General features: G+C 58.9%; 20 protein-coding genes and 1 pseudogene. 9 read left to right on the forward strand and 12 right to left on the reverse strand.

Going from position 1 to position 23,121, the window contains the following annotated elements:
• Positions 1 to 87: 87 nt before the first annotated feature.
• The 3 genes from QE453_RS06325 (at position 88) to QE453_RS06335 (ending at position 2,417) form a co-directional block, all read left to right on the forward strand.
• Entirely contained in the window at positions 88 to 1,020 is a 933-nt protein-coding gene (locus QE453_RS06325; protein ID WP_309776537.1) for an AraC family transcriptional regulator, read from the forward strand.
• Between the two features lie 152 nt (positions 1,021 to 1,172).
• Positions 1,173 to 1,703, forward strand: a complete 531-nt coding sequence (locus QE453_RS06330) for a lipocalin family protein (protein ID WP_072493660.1) — start codon at positions 1,173 to 1,175, stop codon at positions 1,701 to 1,703.
• 12 nt (positions 1,704 to 1,715) lie between these two features.
• Positions 1,716 to 2,417: an SDR family NAD(P)-dependent oxidoreductase gene (locus QE453_RS06335; protein ID WP_167497255.1), complete on the forward strand. Its 702-nt coding sequence runs from the start codon at positions 1,716 to 1,718 to the stop codon at positions 2,415 to 2,417.
• A gap of 104 nt (positions 2,418 to 2,521) precedes the next feature.
• Here the strand turns inward: QE453_RS06335 and QE453_RS06340 are convergent, their stop codons facing one another.
• Positions 2,522 to 3,673 carry a glucoamylase family protein gene (locus QE453_RS06340; protein ID WP_309776929.1) on the reverse strand — a complete coding sequence of 384 codons (1,152 nt, stop codon included), beginning with the start codon at positions 3,671 to 3,673 and terminating at the stop codon, positions 2,522 to 2,524.
• Between the two features lie 326 nt (positions 3,674 to 3,999).
• Here QE453_RS06340 and QE453_RS06345 point away from each other — a divergent pair, with 326 nt between their 5' ends.
• From QE453_RS06345 to QE453_RS06355, 3 genes and pseudogenes are all read left to right on the forward strand, one after another.
• Complete coding sequence (locus QE453_RS06345; RefSeq protein ID WP_309776538.1) at positions 4,000 to 4,659, forward strand: ABC transporter ATP-binding protein; 660 nt, start codon at positions 4,000 to 4,002, stop codon at positions 4,657 to 4,659.
• Positions 4,656 to 7,065: pseudogene (locus QE453_RS06350) on the forward strand (FtsX-like permease family protein). The gene QE453_RS06345 and the pseudogene QE453_RS06350 overlap by 4 nt, the downstream one beginning before the upstream one ends.
• Positions 7,055 to 8,122, forward strand: coding sequence for a lipocalin-like domain-containing protein (locus QE453_RS06355; RefSeq protein WP_309776539.1), 1,068 nt, complete (start codon positions 7,055 to 7,057; stop codon positions 8,120 to 8,122). The pseudogene QE453_RS06350 and the gene QE453_RS06355 overlap by 11 nt, the downstream one beginning before the upstream one ends.
• Before the next feature lie 68 nt (positions 8,123 to 8,190).
• On the opposite strand, the gene QE453_RS06360 is transcribed toward QE453_RS06355, so the two are convergent.
• Positions 8,191 to 9,132 (reverse strand): GlxA family transcriptional regulator, encoded by a 942-nt coding sequence (locus QE453_RS06360; protein ID WP_197483830.1) that lies wholly within the window; start codon positions 9,130 to 9,132, stop codon positions 8,191 to 8,193.
• Between the two features lie 121 nt (positions 9,133 to 9,253).
• Here QE453_RS06360 and QE453_RS06365 point away from each other — a divergent pair, with 121 nt between their 5' ends.
• The gene (locus QE453_RS06365) at positions 9,254 to 10,048 is read left to right on the forward strand and encodes an SDR family oxidoreductase (RefSeq protein WP_309776540.1); all 795 of its coding nucleotides are present in this window, start codon (positions 9,254 to 9,256) and stop codon (positions 10,046 to 10,048) included.
• A gap of 50 nt (positions 10,049 to 10,098) precedes the next feature.
• On the opposite strand, the gene QE453_RS06370 is transcribed toward QE453_RS06365, so the two are convergent.
• The 6 genes from QE453_RS06370 to QE453_RS06395 all read right to left on the reverse strand — a co-directional run bounded on the left by QE453_RS06370 (position 10,099) and on the right by QE453_RS06395 (position 16,601).
• Entirely contained in the window at positions 10,099 to 10,611 is a 513-nt protein-coding gene (locus QE453_RS06370) for a 2'-5' RNA ligase family protein (protein ID WP_234826073.1), read from the reverse strand.
• 71 nt (positions 10,612 to 10,682) lie between these two features.
• Positions 10,683 to 11,807 (reverse strand): zinc-dependent alcohol dehydrogenase family protein, encoded by a 1,125-nt coding sequence (locus QE453_RS06375; RefSeq protein WP_262622347.1) that lies wholly within the window; start codon positions 11,805 to 11,807, stop codon positions 10,683 to 10,685.
• 457 nt (positions 11,808 to 12,264) lie between these two features.
• Positions 12,265 to 13,869 (reverse strand): gamma-glutamyltransferase family protein, encoded by a 1,605-nt coding sequence (locus QE453_RS06380; RefSeq protein ID WP_262622348.1) that lies wholly within the window; start codon positions 13,867 to 13,869, stop codon positions 12,265 to 12,267.
• Between the two features lie 63 nt (positions 13,870 to 13,932).
• On the reverse strand, positions 13,933 to 14,955 hold the full coding sequence (locus QE453_RS06385; RefSeq protein ID WP_111813533.1) for an ABC transporter substrate-binding protein: 1,023 nt from the start codon (positions 14,953 to 14,955) through the stop codon (positions 13,933 to 13,935).
• Positions 14,956 to 14,984: 29 nt separating this feature from the next.
• Positions 14,985 to 15,758 (reverse strand): ABC transporter permease, encoded by a 774-nt coding sequence (locus tag QE453_RS06390; protein ID WP_006698710.1) that lies wholly within the window; start codon positions 15,756 to 15,758, stop codon positions 14,985 to 14,987.
• 3 nt (positions 15,759 to 15,761) lie between these two features.
• Complete coding sequence (locus QE453_RS06395; RefSeq protein ID WP_006698709.1) at positions 15,762 to 16,601, reverse strand: ABC transporter ATP-binding protein; 840 nt, start codon at positions 16,599 to 16,601, stop codon at positions 15,762 to 15,764.
• 232 nt (positions 16,602 to 16,833) lie between these two features.
• On the opposite strand from QE453_RS06395, the gene QE453_RS06400 reads away from it, so the two are divergent.
• Entirely contained in the window at positions 16,834 to 17,538 is a 705-nt protein-coding gene (locus QE453_RS06400; protein WP_006698708.1) for a GntR family transcriptional regulator, read from the forward strand.
• Positions 17,539 to 17,561: 23 nt separating this feature from the next.
• On the opposite strand, the gene QE453_RS06405 is transcribed toward QE453_RS06400, so the two are convergent.
• Positions 17,562 to 17,960, reverse strand: a complete 399-nt coding sequence (locus QE453_RS06405; protein ID WP_034498438.1) for a nuclear transport factor 2 family protein — start codon at positions 17,958 to 17,960, stop codon at positions 17,562 to 17,564.
• Positions 17,961 to 18,041: 81 nt separating this feature from the next.
• On the opposite strand from QE453_RS06405, the gene QE453_RS06410 reads away from it, so the two are divergent.
• Complete coding sequence (locus tag QE453_RS06410) at positions 18,042 to 19,280, forward strand: amidohydrolase family protein (RefSeq protein WP_262622349.1); 1,239 nt, start codon at positions 18,042 to 18,044, stop codon at positions 19,278 to 19,280.
• 110 nt (positions 19,281 to 19,390) lie between these two features.
• On the opposite strand, the gene glgX is transcribed toward QE453_RS06410, so the two are convergent.
• The 3 genes from glgX to QE453_RS06425 form a co-directional block, all read right to left on the reverse strand.
• On the reverse strand, positions 19,391 to 21,466 hold the full coding sequence (gene glgX, locus QE453_RS06415) for a glycogen debranching protein GlgX (RefSeq protein ID WP_309776541.1): 2,076 nt from the start codon (positions 21,464 to 21,466) through the stop codon (positions 19,391 to 19,393).
• Between the two features lie 282 nt (positions 21,467 to 21,748).
• A complete protein-coding gene (locus QE453_RS06420) occupies positions 21,749 to 21,937 on the reverse strand; it encodes a DUF2934 domain-containing protein (protein WP_004438121.1) in 189 nt (62 codons plus the stop codon).
• Positions 21,938 to 22,256: 319 nt separating this feature from the next.
• On the reverse strand, positions 22,257 to 23,093 hold the full coding sequence (locus QE453_RS06425) for a helix-turn-helix domain-containing protein (RefSeq protein ID WP_006698704.1): 837 nt from the start codon (positions 23,091 to 23,093) through the stop codon (positions 22,257 to 22,259).
• Positions 23,094 to 23,121 lie beyond the last annotated feature (28 nt).

The raw sequence follows: 23,121 nt of genomic DNA on the forward strand, positions 1-23,121 counted from the left end.
TGCGCAAGCGACGGACGCAAACTAGTTGGCGTCAGTCACAGAACTGGTATTATCTTGACATTTGTGCGCCATAACATGAGCAGATGAATGCGTATTGCATCAGACTTTCCTCAATCAGTATCTGAGACCTTCACCGCCACGCGCGAGCAGATCGTCTTGCCCAGAGGCGCTTCCTATCTGATCCGCCGGGACGACTATCCCAACCCGATCTGCATCTGGAACTATCATCCCGAATGGGAAATTCACTTCATACCTGATGCTACCGGCTTCGCTTATGTGGGAGACTACATCGGTTCGTTCCGTCCGGGGCATCTGGTGCTCACGGGGACAAACCTTCCCCATAACTGGATTACACCGGGCGCGCCGGCCTTGCCCGGCCGTGACATGGTCCTCCAGTTCGACGCGGATGCCTTGATCGGCGTCCGCTCGGTCTGTCCGGAGTTTGACGTGCTCTACCGACTGAAACCCCTGGCGCAACGCGGGATCGAGGTTCTGGGGGAAGACGCGTTTACTATCGGGGCGAAGATCCTCAGGCTGCATTCGGCAGGACACCGCGGCGGACTGGGCCTTTTTCTGGAAATCCTCGAGGATATCGAAACAGCCGCCGAGAAGCGGCTGCTCGCCAGCGAACACTTCATATCCGTTTATAATCAGGTGTCTGACCGCAGACATCGCAGGATCGATCAGGCGATCCAGATACTGCAATCGAATCCTGCCGCGCAAATGCAGGAAGTGGCAGAACTGGTCGGCTTCGAGCCCTCCGCATTTTCCCGTGCCTTCCGGCGCCTTACCGGCATGAACTTCTCCGACTATAGCCGTTCGGTGCGTGTGTGGCGCGCGAGAACCCTGCTTGCGGAGACCGAGACATCGATTACGGATGTCTGTTTCGAGGCGGGCTTCAACAACCTGTCGAACTTCAATCGTTACTTTCGGACGGAGATGGGGCTTACACCTCGAGCCTACAGAAAGGCCGCTCGCATCAGGGCGAAATCCGTTATCGCAGGACCATCAGCGAAATAGGGTTTGCCGATGGCCTGAACTGGCCAGCCTGTGCAACGCTTTCTGACGCGGATGCGTTCTATGCCGCCAGCGTTCGTCTTTCATCGCTGTGGGGTATGCCGCAAAGGCGGGCGGATACCTGGACCTATGGGCGCCATCAAGAGGAGGAGTTCATGCACACAGGTGTCAAGCAGCTGATCGGAGCGCTAACGCTTGCGGTTGCGCTATCGGCGCAATCCGCTTCCGCCGCCAGCCCAAAGCCGGTGCCGGTTGGGAGCGATCATTACCGCGGCAAGTGGCTTGAGATTGGCCGTATGCCGATGCTGCTCACCGACGGCTGCGTCGCCGGCTATTCGACATACCGGCAGGGCAGGGCTGCAAACGAGGTTCTGGTGGAAGACGGCTGCCGGGTCGACACTCCGCAGGGCCGGCTGAAAACCATCAGGGGCGTCGGCAAGATAGAGGACTTCGGTTCTGCGAATGCAAAGATGCGGGTTCGCTATCCTCTCCTCATCACTTTCAACTATTGGGTCCTGTATAAATCCCCGGACAAATCGTGGTTCATCAGCGCCAATCCCTCCACGGATGACGTGTGGATCTACGCCAGAAGCGTGCCCTCCAAAAGCAAACTTCAAAGAATGATCGCAGAAACGCGCAAGCTGGGTTACGACGTCAACAAGCTTGAGTTTCCAGCTCAGCGCTAAAGGACCCTGACGATGCTACATTCCCTCGCAAATGGTTACAGGGCGATCGTGATAGGGGCATCCGGCGGCATAGGAGGGGCTTTGCTGTCTCTCCTTCAGACAGATCCTCGCTGCGCGCTCGCCCTGCCACTCTCGCGCAGCGGAGGTGATCTTGATATCATCGACGAGGCGAGTGTCGCCGGGGCTGTCAGCCGCCTGTCAGATCAGCGCGGCTCGTTCGATCTGGTCTTTAATGCAACGGGTGCGCTGACGATCGATGGCGTCGGACCGGAAAAGACGATCAAGGCGATTGATCCTTCCCAAATGGCCAAACAGTTCGCTGTCAATTCGATCGGACCAGCCCTGCTGCTGAAGCATTTTGCGCCGCTTCTGAAACGGGAGGAACGGTGCGTTTTTGCCTCGCTGTCCGCACGCGTCGGATCGATAGGAGACAACAGACTGGGCGGCTGGATTTCCTACAGGGCATCGAAGGCCGCCCAGAACCAGATAATCCGAACCGCGGCGATCGAAATCGCGCGTACCCATCCGCAGTCCATCGTGGTGGCGCTCCATCCGGGCACGGTGGATACTGATCTCTCGCAGGCCTTTTCAAAGGGCCGGGAGCGCTTTTCACCGAAACACGCCGCAGCAAGTCTCCTGGCAACGATAGATGGACTTACGCCCGCCCAGACAGGGCAGTTCTTCGCCTATGACGGCCGCAGGATAGAGTGGTAGGGCCGTGACAGCGGCGAAGGGAGGCGTAAAACACCTCCGTCAAGTGATTAAACTCTACCTTCCGGGGTCCGCTGCAGCCGATCATAGGAACTGGCAGGTCTCCGTTACCGCGACGCCAGGAGATCATCTGTTTCCCGGTACCTGTCCGTGTGAAAGCCCAGCTTTATCAAGCCACGGCTGACCTCCGCCGCATTCATGAATAAATCCCAGATCAGGCCGCTGCGATGGTTTTCCATCATAGCAACTACGGGCCCCTGATCGATGGCGAGATGGGTTTTTGAAACCCAGCCGGTGGACGGCTGGAAGGAATCCATCAGGCCGAAACGACCCCTTAGTGCGCCGCCACGCCATTGCAGAAAGCGCACAGCCGCCCGTATCGATCGAACCGGCAGGAACGGTATGCTAGAGAGCGCAGCCGTCGTGGTAATGATGCCATGGTCATCGGTCGGAGAATTGACGGCATACCCCTTCGGCCCGTCGCAGGCCGATAGACCCCATCCGTCTTCCGGCGCATAACGGGTGCTGCAATACCGATAGTTGATGAGGCTATGGGCATGGACCTGCTCGAGATAATCATTGCAATAGGCATCACCCAAACCGCGCGGATCGAGAGTGCAGAATGAATATTGCGACAGGAAGAGCGGACCTCCATACGGCTCGCCGAGCGGCAGCCTGACGCCAAGATATCTCGCGCCGTTTCTGATCTCGCCATCGCGCGCCCAGCCGGAGTGGTAGGAGACCGGGTTTATTGCATGCGCGGCCGATCCTGCCGCAAGAACGTAAGTGACCAGAGCCTCGTTCCATCCCGCAATCGGCAGGTTCTTCGCCCAGCCGAAGCGGGGGCTCCAATGCCAGTAGAGAGGGCCGGGCTTTCCCTGTGTAAACCAGTTCCACTCCACTGCCTCCACGATGTGGGTAACCGACCGGCGCAGATCCATTTCCGTCGATGTCGGCTCGTCGAAGAACTCGCGGGCGCAGATCAGTGCCTGAACCAGAAGTGCAGTCTCAACGAGATCGCCGCCGTCATCGAACTTCGCAAATGGAATTGTCTTTCCGCCGGAGCTGTGGACAAAATGCGGAAAAGCGCCGTGAAATCGCTTCACCGCGCCGAGAGATCGCAGCATAAGGTTCGCCCGATCGATCGCCTCCTGCCGCGTAATCCAGGACCGGTGAACGCCGACAATGAGCGCAAGAAATCCGAACCCCACCCCCGATATGGATGTGATTTCGTGGATCGTCTGACCATCTGATCCCATGCGGTCCCTGGGAAGTCCGCTCTCGCGATGGCTGCCGGACCAGAAGTAGTCGAAGGTAGTGCGATGCAAGTCATCAAGTTCAGCAGAAAATTCGTCCGTCACCTCAAACCTCGAATGATCCGCAGGAAATCGCAACCACATCCGCAAACAGGCTTATCCGACTTGGTCATTGATTCCAAATACCCGTGGAAGTGGTGGACATCGTATTGGTAGACAAAAATCGGGGCCGGCTTCTGTCTCGCGCCAAGGGAACATCGTCGGGTCAGCTTGGTTGAAATCTGTGACCACATCCGATCATATAAGATTAGTTAGAGACCAAAGCTCCCATGATCCTATCAATTTCCGGCCTCAGAAAGACCTATCAGACCGCCGAAGGGACGATACCGGTTGTCAATGGCGTTGATCTGAGCGTTGACGCGGGAGAGAGCCTTGCATTGACGGGAGAATCCGGCAGCGGCAAAAGCACGCTCCTGCATCTTGTTGGCGGCCTTGATCTGCCCGACAGCGGCACCGTCAGGGTGAACGGCCGTACGATCACCGATCTTAACGACAGAGACCGCGCAATATTTCGCCGGCATGACGTCGGTTTGATTTTTCAGCAGTTCAATCTGATTCCGAGCCTCGATGTCGGCTCCAATGTCTCTTTCCACGCAAAGCTCGCTGGCCGTTTTGATCGGACGTGGGAAAAGACACTGGTCGAAGCCCTGGGAATTGCGGCGCTCCTCGACCGTTATCCCGAGCAGCTCTCGGGAGGGCAACAGCAGCGGGTTGCGATCGCAAGGACGCTTGCGGCCCGGCCGCCGCTGATCCTTGCCGACGAACCGACCGGCAATCTCGACGAGAACACCGCAGATATCGTTATCGACATCATGCTGCGACTGACGACGTCAGCGAAAATCGCGCTTCTGCTCGTCACCCATTCCAGCCGGCTCGCCGCAAAACTCGATCGGCGCATTGCCCTCAGCGGCGGAAAGGTGTCGCAATGAACGCGACCGCCTTCAGTGCGCTGCTCTCGCACTGGCGCTACAGACCACTGCAATTCTTGATGCTCGTCATGGGCGTGGCGCTCGCGACAGCGCTATGGTCTGCCGTACAGGCCATCAATTCCGAAGCGCGTGCCAGCTATGACAGGGCGGCCTCGCTATTGTCTCAAAACCAGCTGGATCAGCTGGTCGCCAAAGACGGCGGCATGATAGCCTTGGAAACCTACGCCAGACTTCGCCGGGCCGGCTTGGATGTCTCTCCGGTCATCGAAGGTCAACACCGGTTCGGGACGACGCGTATCAGGCTGATCGGGGATTGACCCGTTGACGATGCCCTCGGATGGATCGGTACTTCCCCCTTCGGACCGATCCGGCCTTATAGACTTCATGACGGCGCCCGGCGTTATGATCGTCTCACCGGCGACGGCCAGCGCCTTAAAGGATACGGCGGGTCTTGCCGTCAGACCGACGGCCAATATTCCCGACGGGGCGGCCTTTGTCGACATTTCCACTGCCGCCCGCATCCTCGAACGCAAAGGAGATCTCAGCCGGATCGTCATTTTACCCTCACAAGCAGTGGATCGTCAGGCAATCGCGGTTGCCGCACCGGACCTGACAATAAGAGAAGCGGGCGGGCGATCGGACGTTGCGCGGCTCACCGACAGTTTTCATCTCAACCTCACGGCATTCGGCTTCCTTGCTTTTGTCGTTGGTCTGTTTATCGCCTATTCCGCAACCGGTCTGTCATTCGAGCAGAGGCGAGGTACCTTCAGAACCTTGAGATCGCTCGGCATCTCGCTCGGCTCACTCACTGTGATGCTCGTTGTTGAAATTACGCTTTTTGCGCTCTTGTCCGGCGCCTTTGGCGTCGTTCTCGGCTATGTCATCGCTTCTGCACTTCTGCCAGGGGTTGCCGCGACGCTCAGTGGGCTTTACGGGGCGAGCGTTTCAGGCTCACTTTCCATCAGGCCTGAATGGTGGCTGGCTGGTCTAGGCATGGCGCTGATCGGGACGTGGCTTTCCTCGCTCCAACATCTATGGCGTGTCTGGCGGATGCCGATATTGTCCGCAGCGCATAGCCGGGCATGGACAATGGCATCGGTCAGGGGGCTGGTGCTACAGGCAACAATCGGCACATTTCTGATCGTGCTGTCCGGCCTGCTTGTCTGGACTGGCAGTGGGCTCCTAGCCGGATTTGCGGTTCTGGCCGCGCTGCTGCTCGGCGCGGCATTCATTCTTCCTCCTTTTCTCTCCTTTGCCATGAAGGCAGGCGAACACGTTTCCCGACACATACTGGTGCGATGGTTCTTTGCAGATACGCGTCAGCAATTGCCCGGGCTCTCCCTTGCTTTGATGGCATTGCTGCTTGCGCTATCGGCCAATATCGGCGTCGGCACGATGGTCTCGAGCTTTCGAGAGACATTTCTGGGTTGGCTCGATCAGCGACTTGCAGCAGAGGTTTACGTGACAGCGCGAGACGAGACGGAAGCCGAGAAGCTACGCCAGTGGTTTCCTCAACATACACGTGCGGTTCTGCCCATCTGGAGCAGCCGTGGTGACGTCTCAGGCGAACAGGTCCAGATTTTTGGTGTCGCCGATGATCCTACCTACAGGGATCATTGGCCGTTGATCCTTCGCTCGCCCACGACCTGGGATGAAATCGCGAGCGGCCGGGGCGCAATCGTCAATGAGCAGTTGTGGCGGACCGGCAAAGCTTCACCTGGCCAGAAAATCCAATTGCCAGGTGGCTGGAGCGCTACCGTCGTCGGCGTATTTTCGGATTACGGCAATCCGTCCGGACAGGTGATTATCGGCATTGATGCACTTGTTGAGCACTATCCGGATGTCGAAAAACTGCGATATGGCCTTCGCCTTGCGCCGGAGGAGGTGGCGGATTTCCGACGCAGCCTGATGGACGAATTCGGCCTGCCGGAAGCCAATATCGTTGACCAGGCATCTCTTAAGCGGCAATCCGCAGCCATTTTCGAGCAGACCTTTGCGGTGACGGGCGCCCTGAACGTCCTGACGCTCGGCGTTGCCGGTTTTGCGATGTTTTCAAGCCTCTTGACGCTCGCCTCACTCCGGTTGCCGCAACTGGCCCCGGTCTGGGCGCTCGGACTTCGCCGTCGTGATCTGGCGTGGCTGGAGTTTATCCGCACACTCGCTTTGTGGTTCATAACTTTCGTGGCCGCCATTCCCGTCGGGCTTGCTTTGGCCTGGGTTCTCCTCGTGATCATCAATGTGGAAGCGTTCGGATGGCGGCTGCCGATGATCCTCTTCCCGATGGAATGGCTGAAACTGGGCCTTGTCGCCCTCGTGGCCGCCATCATGTCGGTTTTGATCCCGGTCCGGCGATTGGCGAAAACGACACCCACGGACCTTCTCAGGATATTTGCCAATGAACGCTAGGCCCATCATTCGTCTTTTTTTCGTCTGTTGTCTTCTCGCGCCGGCGGCATCGGTAGCGCAGGGTTTCGCCGGACTGGGGTCGAATGCGGAAGGCTTCAGCGTTCCACGACGAGGGGTGCCGCTGGTTTTTCCACGGGAGCATGGGCCGCATCCGGACTTCAGGATCGAATGGTGGTACGTCACCGCAAATCTCCAGACCGCCGACGGTGAGCAGCTAGGGGCTCAATGGACGCTTTTTCGTTCGGCGCTCCAGCCCGGCGAGCGGGTAGGATGGGCGGATCCGCAGATCTGGCTGGGCCACGCCGCCGTGACAACCGCCAGCCGCCATTATGTTGCCGAAAGACTGGCGCGCGGCGGCATTGGACAGGCGGGTGTCGGGGTCGCTCCTTTTAAGGCATGGATAGATAATTGGGAGATGAAGACGGCAGTGACTGGACATGCCGACCCTCTCGACAAAATTGATTTGAACGCCAGCGGCAAAGGTTTTCATTATCAGCTCAAACTTCAGGCGAACGGCCCGTTGGTTCTTCAGGGGGACGGGGGCTTTTCGGTCAAATCAGCCGCCGGGCAGGCCAGCTATTATTATTCCCAGCCCTTCTACGAGGTCAGCGGCAACGTCGTTCTTGAGGGCCGGGTCCTGCAGGTGACAGGCAAAGCTTGGCTCGATCGTGAGTGGTCATCCCAGCCCCTCGCTTCCAATCAGACGGGATGGGACTGGTTTTCCCTCCACCTCGCATCCGGCGAAAAGATGATGGCGTTCAGGCTGAGAGATGACGAAGGAGGTTATACGTCTGCCAACTGGATTTCGGCCGATGGCACGACCTCGCCGGTCGATCCCCGGGAGATACAGATTTCGCCCTTGCGGACCGCAACGGTGAACGGCAAGGCGGTTCCGGTGGAATGGAACCTGAAGATTCCAAGCCGGGGTCTCAACATCAAAACGACGGCGCTGAACGAGCAGGCATGGATGGCGACCTCGACCCCTTACTGGGAGGGGCCAGTCGAGTTTACGGGAACGGCCTCGGGACGAGGCTACCTGGAAATGACCGGTTATTGAACTCGGCTCTAAAGCGTCCGGGGTCTCACCCGGGGGGAAAGGGCACTTATCTCTCTTCAGACTATTAATCAGGCGGTCCTTGCAAGCCGCCTGATGGTTTGCGGCGGTTGTCCATACTGCCGCATGAAGGCATCGCGCATGCGCCGAAGATCGACGAAACCACTTTCGCGCGCGATCTGATCCATCGGGTGCCGGGTCTCCTCGATCATCAGGCGAGCTGCCTCAAGGCGGATTTGCTCCACGGCCTTGGCGGGTGTCTGGCCGGTTTCGGCATGAAACGCACGGCTGAACTGGCGGGGCGAGAGTGCCGCGACCTCAGCCAGTTCCTCGACGGTCAAAGGGTTGGCAAGATGTGTCTTCGCATGGATCAGCGTCTTCTGGATGCGGTCACTGCTGGGTGCAAGTTGGAGCAATTCAGAATGTTGCGACTGACCACCGGCCCGGCGATGATGCATTACAAGTCTTCGGGCTATCGCGCCTGCCACATCGCGTCCCAAATCTTTTTCGATCAGTGCCACTGCGAGATCCAGGCCGGCGGTCAGGCCGGCCGATGTCCAGACCGGTCCCTCGTTGATGAAGATGCGATCGTCTTCAACGCGCACCTTTGGGAAGGACCTGCGCATCTCCTGCGCATAGGACCAGTGGGTAGTTGCGCGCCGTCCGTCGAGAAATCCCATTTGCCCAAGCAGAAACGATCCGGTGCAGAGCCCTGCGACCCGCCGCGATGCCCTGGCCATTGCGCGCAAGGTGGCAAGCGTTGCTTCATCCTGCTGCGGAGGCGGAAGGAGGCCTGCCAGAAGAAGCAGTGTATCCACCTGTCCCACCTCATCGAGTTTTGTGGTCGGCACGGAAAAACCGCTGGACGACATGACAGGGCCACCTTCGACCGAGGTGATCGAGAGCGTATAATAGGCTTCATCCCTCAACACATTGGCCAACTCGAAAGCAGCTTGGACGCCCAGCGCGAGAAACTGGAAACCCGGCGTCAGCACCATGGAAATATGAGGCACCCGTTCCTCCTATCCTGTGTCTTAAAAACGTAGTTTATACGTCATATCGGACAAATGTCATCTGGTCCATAACGTCCGTGTCGAAAGCGATGGCGCTTTCCCCCGAACAAGGAACAGATCAATGACCACAAAGGGAACTGCACTCATCACCGGCGCCTCAACCGGCATCGGCGCAATCTACGCTGACCGTCTAGCCGCGCGCGGTTATGACCTGGTCCTTGTAGCCCGAAACGGGGACAAGCTGCAGTCGCTCGCCTCTGAGATATCGAACAAGACGGGTCGTGTGGTTCAAGTGCTTGCCGCCGATCTGGGCGATACGGCCGATCTTGCCCGCGTTGAAAAAGTGCTGCGTGAAGACGCCAACATCACGGCGCTGGTCAACAATGCCGGTATCGGCACCCACACGACGCTGCTGGAAAGCGATGTCGATCGCATGGAAGCCATGGTCCGGCTCAACGTGACCGCATTGATGCGCCTGACATACGCGGCAGTGCCAGGCCTGGTGTCGCGCGGCGGCGGCACGGTGATCAATATCGCTTCGATCGTTGCGGTTGCGCCAGAACTGCTCAACGGCGTTTACGGTGGTACCAAGGCTTTTGTGCAGGCGTTTACCACATCGCTCAATCACGAACTCGCGGACCGTGGCATCCGGGCGCAGGCCGTCCTGCCCGGTGCCACCCGCACCGACTTCTGGGCAATTGGAGGCCTGCCGGTCGAACATCTTCCCGACGAGATCGTCATGCAGGCCGAGGATATGGTCGATGCCGCGTTGGCCGGGCTCGATCAGGGGGAAACCAGCACCATTCCCGCGCTCAGGGATGTCGAGCTATGGCACGCCTATGAGGCGGCACGTCTCGCGCTCGGCCCTCAGCTTTCCGCCACCCGGCCGGCAACGCGTCTGATCGCGGCAGCCTGAAACGTCCGCCCTTTATGGTTTAAGACATTCGGAATCTTCGTCGCAGCGTGTCAATCGGTGAACGGCACGGTGGCCTCCCTTTCCCAGGGGCCACCGAGATATCTCCACAGGTCAAGCCCTACAATCGTGATGTCGTGGGGCGAGAAGCCATCTGTAAGCGTGCGATAAAGCTCGTTTGCCTTCGCTCGCGAAGCCTTGTTTTGAACCGTGATGTGCGGTCGCCACGCCTGCATGTCTTGGGAGCCAAGCCATTGGACGAAATCGCTCCGCAGGGCACCACGAACCGAGTTCAGCGTCGCGCTTTCGATCGTGAACGCGACGCCAGCACCGAGATGACGGACACCGCTGACTTGGGCCGAAATCACGCTGGTACCTTTCGCAATGGATCGTAGGCTCTCGCCAATTACGTCCACATATTCGCCCGGCAGGCGGTAAAACATCGTCAGATGCGCCCGCAGGAAATTCCGGTCCTGCGGGAAATATTGCTGACGAAGCAGATCGAAGGGCATGAGATCGTGCTCTGCGATGCGGGCTGTCAGGATCATCGGATGGCGTGTCTTCAAATTAGCGGATCCGGGCTTGTCGCCCGGGTTTCCGAAGCGATCTCGGTGGCAGTGGCATCCCGTCGCAGCTCCTAGAACTCGATGACCTGGCGTACAGCGCTTCCGTCATGCAGGCGGTCGAAACCTTCGTTGATATCCTCGAGCTTGAGCCTTGCACTGAGCAAACGGTTCACCGGCAGCCGCCCATCACGGTAAAGCGCGATGAACCGCGGAATATCGCGGACGGGCACACAGGTGCCGATATAGCTGCCTTTGAGTGTCCTCTCCTCGGCAACCAGTTGCACGATGTTCACCGGCAGGGTCGCGGACGGCGGCGGCAGGCCTGCGGTCACGGTCGTGCCGCCGCGTTTGGTCATCCTGAAGGCATTTTCGAGAGCGCGAATGGAACCGGCCATCTCAAATGCATAGTCAGCGCCACCGGAGGTAAGCTGTCGAACCTGTTCGACGGCATCTTCATCGCGTCCGCTCACCACTGCTGTCGCGCCAAGTTCACCGGCAAGCGCAAGCTTTTCCTCTGAAAGATCGACGGCGACGATCTTGCTGGCGCCAGCCGCCCGGGCTCCCAGCACCGCGGCAAGACCGACGCCACCCAGCCCGATGACGACGGCGGTTGAGCCGGCCTTTATCTCGGCCGTATTCACGACTGCGCCCACGCCCGTCAGAACCGCGCAGCCGAAAAGCGCGGCTTCCACAAATGGCAGGTCGCGGTCGATCTTGATAAGCGAATTGCGCGAAACGACGGCATATTCGGCAAAAGCGGATACCCCGAGATGATGATGGACGGTTTGACCGTGATAATTCAGCCTTATCGCGCCGCCGACAAGTGTTCCTGCTGCGTTGGCCGCAGCACCCGGTTCGCAAAGCGCTGGCCGACCTTCCGCACAAGGCAGACAATGCCCGCAGCTCGGCATGAAGACCATTACGACGTGATCACCCGGTTCGAGGTCCCGGACCCCATCCCCAAGGGCCTCGACAACGCCGGCTGCCTCGTGCCCCAGCGCCATCGGCATTGGCCGGGGCCTGTCACCGTTGATGACGGAAAGATCGGAGTGACAAAGGCCGGCGGCGCGGATGCGAATGAGGACTTCGCCGGGGCCGGGCGGCGAAAGTTCGATTTCCTCAATCGCAAGAGGCCTGCTTTCGCGGTAAGGAGGAGACACATTCATCCTCTGCAACACAGCTGCTTTGACCCGCATTATTCCCTCCTTCACCGACTTTCCCCAGAAATACACGATATCCGTCCACCAGTAATGCAGGGAGTGGCATAAACTGTTTTGAATTGGATTGACCAACCCGTCCGGCGTGCAAAAACCGGCGAGGAGCGTCGTCTGTCCCCTATAGCCAGCGCGATCTGAATGCGATGGTGTCGAAGGCGATACGCGCTTCGAGCGATCTTTGCGCGTGGAAGCGACGGCAATGGCCAGATGCTACAGACCTGCTTTGGAGCAACGCTGTGAACACTCCGCTCGATATCGACGGATACGGCGGTAGAACTGGGTGCGCTCGATCCCGAAATGAGCGCGCGCTCAATCACGAGTTTCGAAGAACAGTGGCAAGATCAGGATTTGCTCTTCACGAAAATCGCGCCGATGGCAGGAAAACCATTCGATACTCTTTGAGACCAGGGAGGACGCCATGAGAGCTGCTGCTTGATCACGGAAACCACGTTGCTGATTTTCGATCGGTGGAAACATACATGGCAACGCCTTCACCACGTGGATCGTGGGATCCAAGAATCGTTTCTTGATCCTGGATGCAGATGACGCCCGCCTGTCCGAAAATCGGCGACAGTGCCGGCAGTGGCAAGACGTCATGCCCAAGCGCAGTCAGTCCCCCGATAATGTTCGCGTCAGGCGACTGCTCGACTTTCAGGCTGTGATGCACGTCGGAAAATGTCTTGCCAAGCAGAAAACGAGGTTGTGCCAAAGCCTGTTCGGGCGTCATGCCGTAGTCGAGCAGGCCTGTGAGCACCAGCGACAATGTCTGCGGCTGGCCATCCGCCCCTTGCGTTCCGTAAAGCAAATAGGGGGATCCATCCTTGAACGCGATGCCCGGGTTGAGGGTATAGAAGGGCCGCTTTCCAGGCTTTATGGCGTTCGGATGGCCGCTTGCAACCGAAAACGCCGCGCCGCGGTTCTGCCAGATGACGCCGGTGTCGCCAACGACCACGCCGCTGCCCCAGTCGAAATATGTGCTCTGAAGCACGCTTGCACAGCGCCCCTGTTCGTCGGTTGCCGCGAAGAAGACCGTGTCACCATGCTGGTAAGCATGAGGCCATTCGAGCGCCCGCTCGTGGTCGATGGCCTGAGCTTTCTTCTCAAGCCGGGTTGGGTCAAGAAAGCCGGGAGAGTTGCCGTCGGCGAAATCCGGGTCGGCGATGTGCTCGCGATCGAGGAACGCCTGTTTCACGGCTTCAACCAAAAGATGGTAACGCGCTGCGCTTGATGGCGGTAGTGACGCCAAATCCAGCCGGGACAGAATGCCAAGGATTGCAAGTGTGGAAAGCCCCTGCGTCGGCGGGGGCGGGGCGAAAAGCGTTACGCCGCGATAGTCCTGCGACACGGGTTCCGCATCGCGGGTGTGGGTGAGCTGCAAGTCGACAGCAGTGATCGGCGAGCCCAGCGAAGCCATCGCCTCTCCAAGGCGGCGCGCCAACTCTCCCTCATAAAAGGACCGATAGCCATGCTCGGCGATGTGCCGAAGGGTTCGAGCGAGCGGACGTTGCGTGAAAATGCCCATGCTTGCTGGATGATCAAACGCGGCTGCGAAACCCGGCCAGTGGGCTATTTCGGGGCGTCTGAATTCAAGCCAGAAATCTTGTGTGTTGCCCGGCTGGTATCCGCTTTCCGCAAAAGCTATTGCGGGCATCAGAAGATCGGAAAGCTGCTCGCGGCCTTGCCAATGCTGCTGTCCAAACGCCAGGGCATGACCCCAGCTATCTACCGCGCAGGCGGTCGTTATCATGGAAGAGGGGCCGCGCAGCGGGATTGCCGTCTGATAGTCGGGAAGGACCGCCGCGGCCTGACCTATTCCCAGAAAGGACCGGCGGAGGCCCTGCTTGTCGGCGACCAGCCATACGGCATCGCCGCCCAGACCGCAAAAATGCGGCATCACCACCGCAAGTGTCGCAGCGATCGCAACGGCCGCCTCGATAGCATTGCCGCCACGTCTTAGTACCGCTGCGCCGGCTTCGCTTGCCAGGGGATGTGGACTGGTGACCATTCCCGGCAGGGCAGCTTCCGGCACACGTAGCGACATGATATTTCCTCTCTTGACGGACTGGCCGAAAACTTCCGGCCAGGGATGCACATCGTGGCTCGCTCAGTCGATCTTGTAGGCGAGCTTGCGGTCGTCCAAGGACGGCAGGAACTGGCGGGTGAATACCTGTTCGGGCTTTGGCTTGGAAGGCAGCTGATAGCCTTCGGCCACGATATCGATCGAACGCGCAAGACGAGCGTCATCAACGTCGCCGAGGCCGAGCCTTTCGACTTCCGGCGAGATGATCAGGTTCTCGTAGGAGAATTTCATGCGCGCAAGTTCGAGTTCTTCCTTGGCAAGATTGTCGTAGGCCAACACGGCCTCTATGCCTGCCCTGGAATTTTCGGCGATTTCCCTGGTGGCCTTGTTCACCGCGCGTACCAGTCCTTCCACCGCTTTCGGGTTTTCCCTGACGAGTTTCTGCGACACCATCATGCCGTTGGCGTAGAGATCAAGGCCATAATCGCCGAAGGACAGCCAGTTGTAGTCCTTTGCCGGGTCCTGGCGATTATTGATGAGGTTGAACCAGCTGGTGATGTTGAACACGAGGGCGCCGTCGATATCGCCCTTGATGAGCATCGGCTCCTGCAGGTTGGGACCCATGTTCTCGATCGCGACCTTGGTCATGTCAACCTTGTTGATCGTACCCAGCACGTTGACGAGGCGGGTTGTAGGTGTGCCCTGCGCACCGCCCAGCTTCTTGCCTTCCAGATCGGCCGGCTTGGTGATGTTGGTTTCCTTCTTGCTGACGATGGCGAAGGGCGGCTTGCTCCAAAGCTGGTAGACCATGACGGGCACGTCGTTCGGCCGTGTGGCGGCATTCTGGATGATGGCATTGATATCGCCGAAGCCGGCATCGTAGACGCCCGACATGATACGCGTGACCGTTGCCGCCGAACCCTCGCCCTGATCGATGGTGACATTGAGGCCCTCGTCCTTGAAGTAGCCCTTCTGCAAGGCGAGCAGGAAGGGGGCGTCCGAGCCTTGCGTCTTCCAGCCGAGGGTGAACTTGATATCCGTGTCAGCCCGGGCGACACCGCCGAGGCAAAGGCTAAGTGCAAGAGTCGAGATCAGTTTCTTCAGCATGTCTGGCTCCATTTGTTTTGAGTAGATGTTCAGGCGGCAGTGAAATCCTGGCCGCGGGCGGCCCAGCCCGTGACGCGTGCCTCGATAAGGGAGAAGGCGACGTAGAGAAGCACACCCAGAAGGGCGAGGATGAAAAGGCCGGCAAAGACCAGCGGCACATCAAAATTGGACGAGGCCGACATCATGACATTGCCGATCCCGCGGTTGGAGGCCACGGTTTCCGACAGGACAGAACCGACGAAGGCGAAGGTGACGGCGATCTTCAGCGAGGCGAAAAAGAAGGGCATCGTGCGCGGCAGTCCGACATTCCAGAGGATGTCGAGCTTGCTTGCGCCCAGCGATTTAAGCACGTCCTCCAGCTCCGGCTCGGTCGTTGCAAGGCCGGTAGCGATGTTGACGACGATCGGGAAGAAGCACATGGCGAGCGCAGTGAGAATTGCCGGCACGGAGCCGGAGCCGAACCACAGAACGAAGATTGGCACAACCGCTACCTTGGGGATCGACGAAAAACCGATCAACAAAGGGTAAGCCGTATCGTAAGCCACGCGCGACACGCCGATTGCAGCCCCAATGGCAACGCCGACCGCCACTCCGAGGACAAAGCCAACCATCGTCGTCCAGAGTGTCTGTATTATATGTGGCACGAGGATCGGAAAGCGCTCGACCAGCGTCTGGAAGACCTGGCTTGGACGAGGCACGACGAGATCGGACACCTGCAAGGCGATACAGAGGATTTCCCAAAGGACGAAGAACGCGAGGATGAGAGCGGCGGCCCAGAAGCGGCGGCGCAATTCGTAGGTCATGGGTCAGGCTCCCTGGATAGCGGTGTCAGACCGGGCATCGATGATGAGTTCGCGCAGGCGCTGGTTGAGCGCGACGAAATCGTGCTCGAAGGTCATTTCGATTGTGCGGGGGCGCCGGAAATCGACGGGGCTATCATCGATAATGCGACCGGGCCGCGCACTCATGACGCAGATGCGGGATGCCAGGAAACCTGCTTCCTTCAGGTCATGGGTGATGAGCAGGACGGTCGGCTTGCGCTTCATCCAGAGCGACTGCATCGTGCCCCATAGTTCTTCGCGGGTAAATTGATCGAGCGCGCCAAAGGGTTCGTCGAGCAGAAGCAGGCTGGGTTCGTGAACGAGCGCTCGGCAGAGATTGGCGCGCTGGAGCATTCCACCGGAGAGCTGCCATGGGTAATGGCTGGCGAACTTGTCCAGGCCGACATCTGCAAGCAAGGCGCGGACCCGGTCGCGGAATTCACCGTTTTTCTTCGCTCGGTATTCGGCACGGAACGGCTTCACGATCTTGAGTGGCAACATCACGTTGCGCTCTATCGTCAGCCAGGGAAGCATGGTCGGGTTCTGGAAGGCCATGCCGATGCGCAGCGCCTTGGCGCCAACTTCTCGCCCGCCAACGATGACCGCGCCCCTGGTCGGCTGCAGCAGGCCGGCGGTAAGCCGCATGATCGTTGACTTGCCGCAGCCGGAGGGGCCGACGAGTGCCACAAATTCCCCGTCGGCAATGCGCAGATTCGTCTCTTGCAGCGCAACGACTGCCTGTTCCTTGCGGCCGAAGGAAACCGCGGCTTGCGAGAGCTCCACGGCGGGAGCGGCGGATGTCGTCAGTTTAGGCACAGTCAGCATTAGGTCACCGTGAAAAGCGTTTCGATAACTGTATGCAATCAACGTGCCAACATACATGCATGTTCAATTGTCTTGTTCTGCATGCGATATCTCCGGCGTGTAAAATGAATGCACTAATTGTATGCATGTGTTTTGGGCATTTTTGATTTGCCTTGCATTTAAATGCGGCAGCGCGCCGAGTTGATTTTCCCCGTCGCCTCGCTTATCGATTGGCCGTAGAAGAGGGTTGGCAATGACCGGCAGTAAACGTTCGGTAAGAGGTGAAGGGGATCGCGTCGCAGCGATTTGTACGGCTCTGCGCCGTGCCATCATCGAGCGGGCGCTGCAGCCGGGTGACCGGCTGCCGGAGGATGCGCTCGGTGAGCGGTTCGGTGTCAGTCGCACTATTGCCCGTCACGCGCTCGGCCAGCTTGCGGCCGAAGGTCTCGTCGACCTTCGGCGAAACCGTATCGCCGTGGTCGCTACGCCATCCTTCGAGGATGCACGGGATATTTTTGACATCCGCCTTGATCTGGAAAAGCAGGTGGTGAGACGTCTCGCGGGCAAGTTGACGGACGCGCAGGCCAAGCAGCTGAAGGCAATCGTCGAGGCCGAGCATGAGGCCCGGCACGGGCCTGAAGGCGCTTCGATCCGCCTCGCCACAGACTTCCACGTGCTTCTGGCAGAGATGACCGGCAAGCCTATCCTGATCCGATATGTCACGGAAATCTGTTATCGTGCAGGCCTGTCGCTTGCTGCCTTCGGGCGGCCACACTCCTCCGACTGCGCGGTCAGCGAGCATCTTGACCTGATCGAGGTGATCCGCACCGGGCCGGCGGAGAAGGCTGAGGCGATGATGGTCGAGCATCTCGAGGCGGTTGCCTCGCGGGCGCTGTTGCAAAGCTCAGGCGCCAAGCCACGCGACCTGATGGATATCCTGGCGCCTTATGCAGACTGAAAGGAGCCGGGCTCCTCTGACGTTTAGCGGGCGACGGATGGGTCGAGTATCCATTCGGCGCTGTCGTTCCAGACGTCTGTATCCAGGATCAGGCCGTCACGCACGGTGAATCGGTCGATATATCGGTTGTTGTCGAAAGGGGTGCCGTCCGGCCATTCGCCGTAGAGATAGCCGAGGCTATAGATGATGGTTTCCGTTTCGCCAGGCACGACGTCGTAACGCTCGATACGCTTCTTCACCCATTTATAGCGAGCCGTGTTGAAGTCGGTTGGGCCGCTCGGTGTGTCAAAAAGCCGATTGCCGGTAAAGCGGCAGATGAAGCCCGGGGCGACATAGGTCGCGGCGCGAGCAGGATCGCGCGCCATTGAGGCAGCGAGATAGTCCTTCACCGATTGCAGATCGCGTTCTGTTGCCTCGTTCATGGGAATCTCCAAATCTGTTGCGAATGTTTCTTCAAAAGTGCATACAGTTATTGTTACGCAAACTACCCATCGAGTTGCAATATGTCATTTCAAGAATCCTTCGATCTTGTGCTGCGCGATGCACGCGTGAACGGATGCGCCGCGCTGCAGGATATAGGCGTCACCAATGGCCGCATTGCCGCTATTGGTCAGATCGCGACGGGAGCAGGCCGGAAGGATGAGGCAGTCGGTGGGAGGCTGGTGCTGCCGGGTTTCGTCGATACCCATGTTCATCTCGACAAGTCGTGCCTCTTGTGCCGTTGCAGCGATGCAGGAGGCGGGCTGAAGGGCGCGATTGCCGCGGTTGCCCGTCTGAAGCGGGACTATACGGTCGAGGACGTCTATGCCCGCGGAGCCCGGACGATAGAGATGGCAATTGGCAAGGGTACGATGCACATGCGCACCCATGTGGAGGTTGATCCGCGGGCGGGCTTGCGCAGTTTCGAGGCGATGAAGCGGTTGAGACAGGATTATGCTTTTGCACTCGATCTTTCCATCTGCGTGTTTCCGCAGGAAGGGCTGACCAATGATCCGGGCACGGAGGAATTGCTCGAACAGGCGCTTGCCGAAGGTGCGGACCTTCTCGGCGGCTGCCCCTATACCGACAGCGATCCGTCCGGCCAGATGGAACGGCTTTTCGCCTTGGCCGCGCGACATGACGTGGACCTGGATTTCCATCTGGACTTTGACCTCGATCCAAGCTGGGGGCATCTTGAGGAGATTTGCGACCGGACGGAAAAAGCCGGTTGGGGCGGGCGGGTGGCTGTCGGCCACGTGACCAAGCTTGCAACCATGAACGAAGCAATATTTGAACGTCGGGTCGCGCGGTTGTTCCAAGCGGGCGTCGCGGTAACGGCGCTGCCTTCGACCGATCTCTATCTGAACGGCCGGGAAGCCGGTTTTCGCGCCGTGCGAGGCATAGCACCCGTGCATATCCTCAAGGATCGGGGTGTCACGGCATCGATCGCCAGCAACAACATACTCAACCCGTTCACGCCTTTTGGCGACTGTTCACTTCTGCGCATGGCCAATCTCTACGCCAATGTGATGCATCTCGGGCCGGAGGATTTCGCGGCCTGCCTGGATCTCGTCTCGGAGGATGCAGCCCGGCTGATGCGGATCGACGGTTACGGGCTGGATGTCGGCGCGATGGCCGACATCCTCGTAATGGAAGGCGAAGACGAGACCGAGGTCTTCGGCGGGTTGGGCGAGCCCGTCATGGGTTTCAAGCGGGGGCGCAAGAGTTTTGTCAGGCCAGCCGCTACGGTGCTCCGGCCTTGACATCTTTGGAGCACCGCTGCGTCGTTCTGGTTCGCCTCCGACCTGCGGTCCCGGTGGGCCGGCGCCGGCCCCGAACAGGATACTATCCTGCGAAGCGCTCTTTTTCCGCTTTAAGGTTGTTTTCCCGCACGCAATAGCACGAGGCTACGGTCGATAAGAACATATTCGGCGGCTTCGATTTTTCGGTCAGTCGCTTCGGGATCGACTGTCGTGAGGACTTCCACCCATCCTCCGCTTACCTCCGGAAGAGCGAATGGAACGGACCCGTCATGGGGATTGAACAGGATGAGGATATCATCCCAACCTTCTTCCTCATCGTGATCGCGGCGAACACGCAGCCCGATGGTGGTGGCGCCGGGATCATCCCATTGCTCCCGGGTCTGCTCGCTGGCCGCCGGGTTGTACCACGTTATGACCATTCCGTCGCGCCAGTCGTCGCGCCTCAAAATCGAATGTTCGTGACGCAGCGAAATCAATCTGCGGGCGAAATCGCGCAGTTGTGCGGCGCTTGCGGGTAGATCCTCCCAATGCACCCAGCTCAGTTCGTTATCCTGGCAGTAGGCATTGTTGTTGCCCATCTGGCTGCGGCCAAACTCGTCGCCAGCCAGAAGCATCGGTGTTCCATGAGAAAGAAAAAGCGTCGCAAGAAAATTTCGCTTCTGACGGTCGCGGAGAGTAATCACTCCCTCGTCATCGGATGGCCCTTCCACGCCAAAATTAAAGCTTCGGTTGTCGCCATGACCGTCCTTGTTATCCTCCCCGTTCGCCTCATTGTGCTTGTCGTTATATGAAACGAGATCGTTGAGCGTGAAGCCGTCATGCGCTGTCAGGAAATTTACGCCGGACCAGGGACGACGGCCGCGCAAGTCATAAACATCGCCGGAGCCGAGGATACGGGCGGCGAAATCTCTGGTCGTGCCATCCCTGTTTCTCCAGTAATCCCGCACGGTATCGCGGTACTTGTCGTTCCACTCGGCCCAGCCTGGCGGAAACCCGCCGACTTGATAGCCGCCCGGCCCAATGTCCCACGGTTCTCCAACAAGCTTCAGACGTGACAGCACGGGATCCTGCCCGACGGCATCGAAGAAACCGCCGCGCTGGTCGAACCCTTCCGGCTCGCGTCCCAGGATCGTGCCGAGATCAAATCGGAACCCGTCGATCTCCATCTCCTGCGCCCAGTAGCGCAACGAGTCCGTAACCATCTGCAAAACGCGCGGGTGGGAAGTGTTTACCGTGTTTCCGGTGCCGGTGTCGTTGATGTAGTAGCGCGGTTCGTCCGGCATTGTGCGGTAATAGGAGAAGTTGTCGATGCCTCTGAAAGAGAGGGTTGGTCCCATCTCATTGCCTTCGGCGGTGTGATTGTAGACGACGTCCAGGATGACCTCGATCCCGGCGCCATGGAAAGCGCGAACCATGTCCCGAAAGCCCTGGATGCCCCGCGGACCCATGTAGCGGTTCGCCGGAGCGAAGAAGGCAAGCGTATTATATCCCCAATAGTTTTTCAGACCTTTTTCCAGCAAATGGGCGTCGTCCGGAAACCAATGTACCGGAAGCAGCTCAATGGAGGTAACCCCCAGACTCTTGACGTAGTCGACGATCTCTTTCTCCCCAAGGCCCTCAAATGTGCCTCGGAGAGCTTCCGGAACAGCGGGGTGAAGCTGCGTGAAACCCTTGACGTGGGTCTCATAAAATATTGTCTTCGACCAGGGAACGTCGGGGCGCTGTTGACCCCTTGGCGCGTCGGACCTGGCGACCACGCGAGCCTTTGGCACAAACGGCGCGCTGTCAGTGTCGTCGAAGGACAAGTCCTTGTCCGGGCTGTCTGTCACGTAAGCAAATTGCGGCTGGCCCCACTCTATGTCGCCCACGACTTCGCGCGCATAGGGATCGAGCAGAAGCTTGTTAGGGTTGAACCGGTGCCCGCTTTCGGGTTCGAACGGCCCGTAAACGCGGTAACCGTAAACGGCGCCTTCTTTCAGGCCCGGTACATAGCCGTGCCAGACCTCGTTGGTGTATTCCGGAAGCTCGAGGCGTTCGATCTCCGCGGTCCCATCGTTTGAAAACAGGCAGAGTTCCACCCGCTCCGCATGGGCGCTGAACAGCGCGAAATTCACGCCATCTCGGTCCACAGTCGCGCCGAGTTGACGGTGGTCACCGGCGAGAATACGGGAGTTTCTGCTGATCATGGATGCCTCTGGAAAACGGGTGGGATCTTGCGGGTGAGTGGAGACGCGGTGTTTTCGTCGCATGAGAAACACAAATGCGTCAGGAACGTTCCCTCCCGTATGGCGACAATCTTGCAGCCAGAGGCATGGGCCATTCGGTTTCGCGAGTGAGTTATCCGATGTCGGCCGGAACAGACAAAGACCTGCGGGCGCTGGTATTATCGCCCCGGAGATGAGCGACTGTTCAGGACGTTGCGCCGCTCCTGAACAGTCTGGCAGTTTTGTGGTGAAATCGAGCTTCTGTTACGTTTGCGGTGACAGGTTTTCCTCCGCTGCGCCGTCCGGGACCGGGGCGTCGACCGGACCGAATTCACTTTCCCACTCGGCACTTGCGGCATGCCACTGCTCTTCGTCCTGACCTTCCGGACGACCGGCCTGCTCCCACAGTTCGTAAGCGCGCTTCGAAATCCATTCCTCGCGATCGGTGCCCATTTCATTCTCCCTTTGAGGTGTGAAGCAATATTGTCCTGCCCCAACCTTCGCCACCAACGAAAGTTCCGGTCGCGCCGCGTGGGCATCAGGCAACCGTCACCATTGTTGTCCGCGAATATGGCGATCTCACTGAGGCGGACGGCGCGCCCGGTATTGTGAGAACAGGAAGAGCCCCGGAACGGCGGAAGCAGCCGGAGTGTGTGAGAATGACCCCAAAGGCGGGCACAGTGTGAACGACGCGGCGGCTCAGTCCGGATTTAGATGGCGTTGCAGGCCTTGTGTCGGATGATTTCTGGACGGCGGATGCCGAGGGCTCGCTTCACGAAACTTCGAGCGTCCTGACGAAGTCGGCAGTCTGATGCGCGTGAACACGCGTGAAGCGGATCAACTCATCGAAGTGCCGCTGCATCTTTCGGATGGATTCAGCATTGTTCAGCACGAGATACATGCCGCCGACGAAAATCGCAGCGCGTTGCGATCCGAAAATCGTATAGGGCACGGAAAACCGTTCTTTCTCATTAAACAGGAACAATCTGAACGACGGATAGAGTTCATTGATCAGGTTTGACATGTACTGAAGCTGCTCGGCACGTATCTCCCTTTTCAGTCCCCGCCACATGCCGCTCCCCTGGGCAAACGCCTCAAGTGTCTCGCGTGGCATACACACTTCCATGTCCGTGCCGGGTTGACGATTGTAATCGAGCCTGAATGCCGTTTCGCTTGCTTGCGCCTTGACGCTTTGATGCGCGGATCTCGCCTCGAATGCGATGATCTGTGGCGTGCGGAGCAGGTCGGGAATACGGGCCGGCACGTAGCGTATCTTGGAGCCCGCGGCCTCTGCATGCCACTTCATCAGGAGGGTGTCGGTGTAGTCTTCGCCACCTTCCTCTATCTCGAAGCTCGGGCGCAGTTCGCCCATCAGCCCCGGATCGTGCGAAATGCCAAGCAGCCAGTCCAGTGAAACGGAATGACGTTCGGCAATATTCAGAAGCGTTTCGACGCGCGGCAGCCGCGCCGAATCGCTTGATAGAAGTTGCGACAGAGCCGATCGGTCGATCCCGATTTCGGCTGCAAAGGCCGAATGACTTAATCCAGAGCGGGAGACCAGCTCCGTCAGCCTGATGCGAAACAAGTTGGAAAGCGCGCGCTTGTCCACTTTTCACCTCGTTGTTTACAATTATCAC

Source organism: Agrobacterium sp. SORGH_AS_0440, from assembly GCF_031453135.1.
GTDB lineage: Bacteria > Pseudomonadota > Alphaproteobacteria > Rhizobiales > Rhizobiaceae > Agrobacterium > Agrobacterium pusense.

Coding starts and splice junctions, on each gene's coding strand:
- QE453_RS06325 (WP_309776537.1), top strand. CDS start 88: ATGCGTATTGCATCAGACTTTCCTCAATCAGTATCTGAGACCTTCACC.
- QE453_RS06330 (WP_072493660.1), top strand. CDS start 1,173: ATGCACACAGGTGTCAAGCAGCTGATCGGAGCGCTAACGCTTGCGGTT.
- QE453_RS06335 (WP_167497255.1), top strand. CDS start 1,716: ATGCTACATTCCCTCGCAAATGGTTACAGGGCGATCGTGATAGGGGCA.
- QE453_RS06340 (WP_309776929.1), bottom strand. CDS start 3,673: ATGGGATCAGATGGTCAGACGATCCACGAAATCACATCCATATCGGGG.
- QE453_RS06345 (WP_309776538.1), top strand. CDS start 4,000: ATGATCCTATCAATTTCCGGCCTCAGAAAGACCTATCAGACCGCCGAA.
- QE453_RS06355 (WP_309776539.1), top strand. CDS start 7,055: ATGAACGCTAGGCCCATCATTCGTCTTTTTTTCGTCTGTTGTCTTCTC.
- QE453_RS06365 (WP_309776540.1), top strand. CDS start 9,254: ATGACCACAAAGGGAACTGCACTCATCACCGGCGCCTCAACCGGCATC.
- QE453_RS06375 (WP_262622347.1), bottom strand. CDS start 11,807: ATGCGGGTCAAAGCAGCTGTGTTGCAGAGGATGAATGTGTCTCCTCCT.
- QE453_RS06380 (WP_262622348.1), bottom strand. CDS start 13,869: ATGTCGCTACGTGTGCCGGAAGCTGCCCTGCCGGGAATGGTCACCAGT.
- QE453_RS06385 (WP_111813533.1), bottom strand. CDS start 14,955: ATGCTGAAGAAACTGATCTCGACTCTTGCACTTAGCCTTTGCCTCGGC.
- QE453_RS06390 (WP_006698710.1), bottom strand. CDS start 15,758: ATGACCTACGAATTGCGCCGCCGCTTCTGGGCCGCCGCTCTCATCCTC.
- QE453_RS06395 (WP_006698709.1), bottom strand. CDS start 16,601: ATGCTGACTGTGCCTAAACTGACGACATCCGCCGCTCCCGCCGTGGAG.
- QE453_RS06400 (WP_006698708.1), top strand. CDS start 16,834: ATGACCGGCAGTAAACGTTCGGTAAGAGGTGAAGGGGATCGCGTCGCA.
- QE453_RS06405 (WP_034498438.1), bottom strand. CDS start 17,960: ATGAACGAGGCAACAGAACGCGATCTGCAATCGGTGAAGGACTATCTC.
- QE453_RS06410 (WP_262622349.1), top strand. CDS start 18,042: ATGTCATTTCAAGAATCCTTCGATCTTGTGCTGCGCGATGCACGCGTG.
- glgX (WP_309776541.1), bottom strand. CDS start 21,466: ATGATCAGCAGAAACTCCCGTATTCTCGCCGGTGACCACCGTCAACTC.
- QE453_RS06420 (WP_004438121.1), bottom strand. CDS start 21,937: ATGGGCACCGATCGCGAGGAATGGATTTCGAAGCGCGCTTACGAACTG.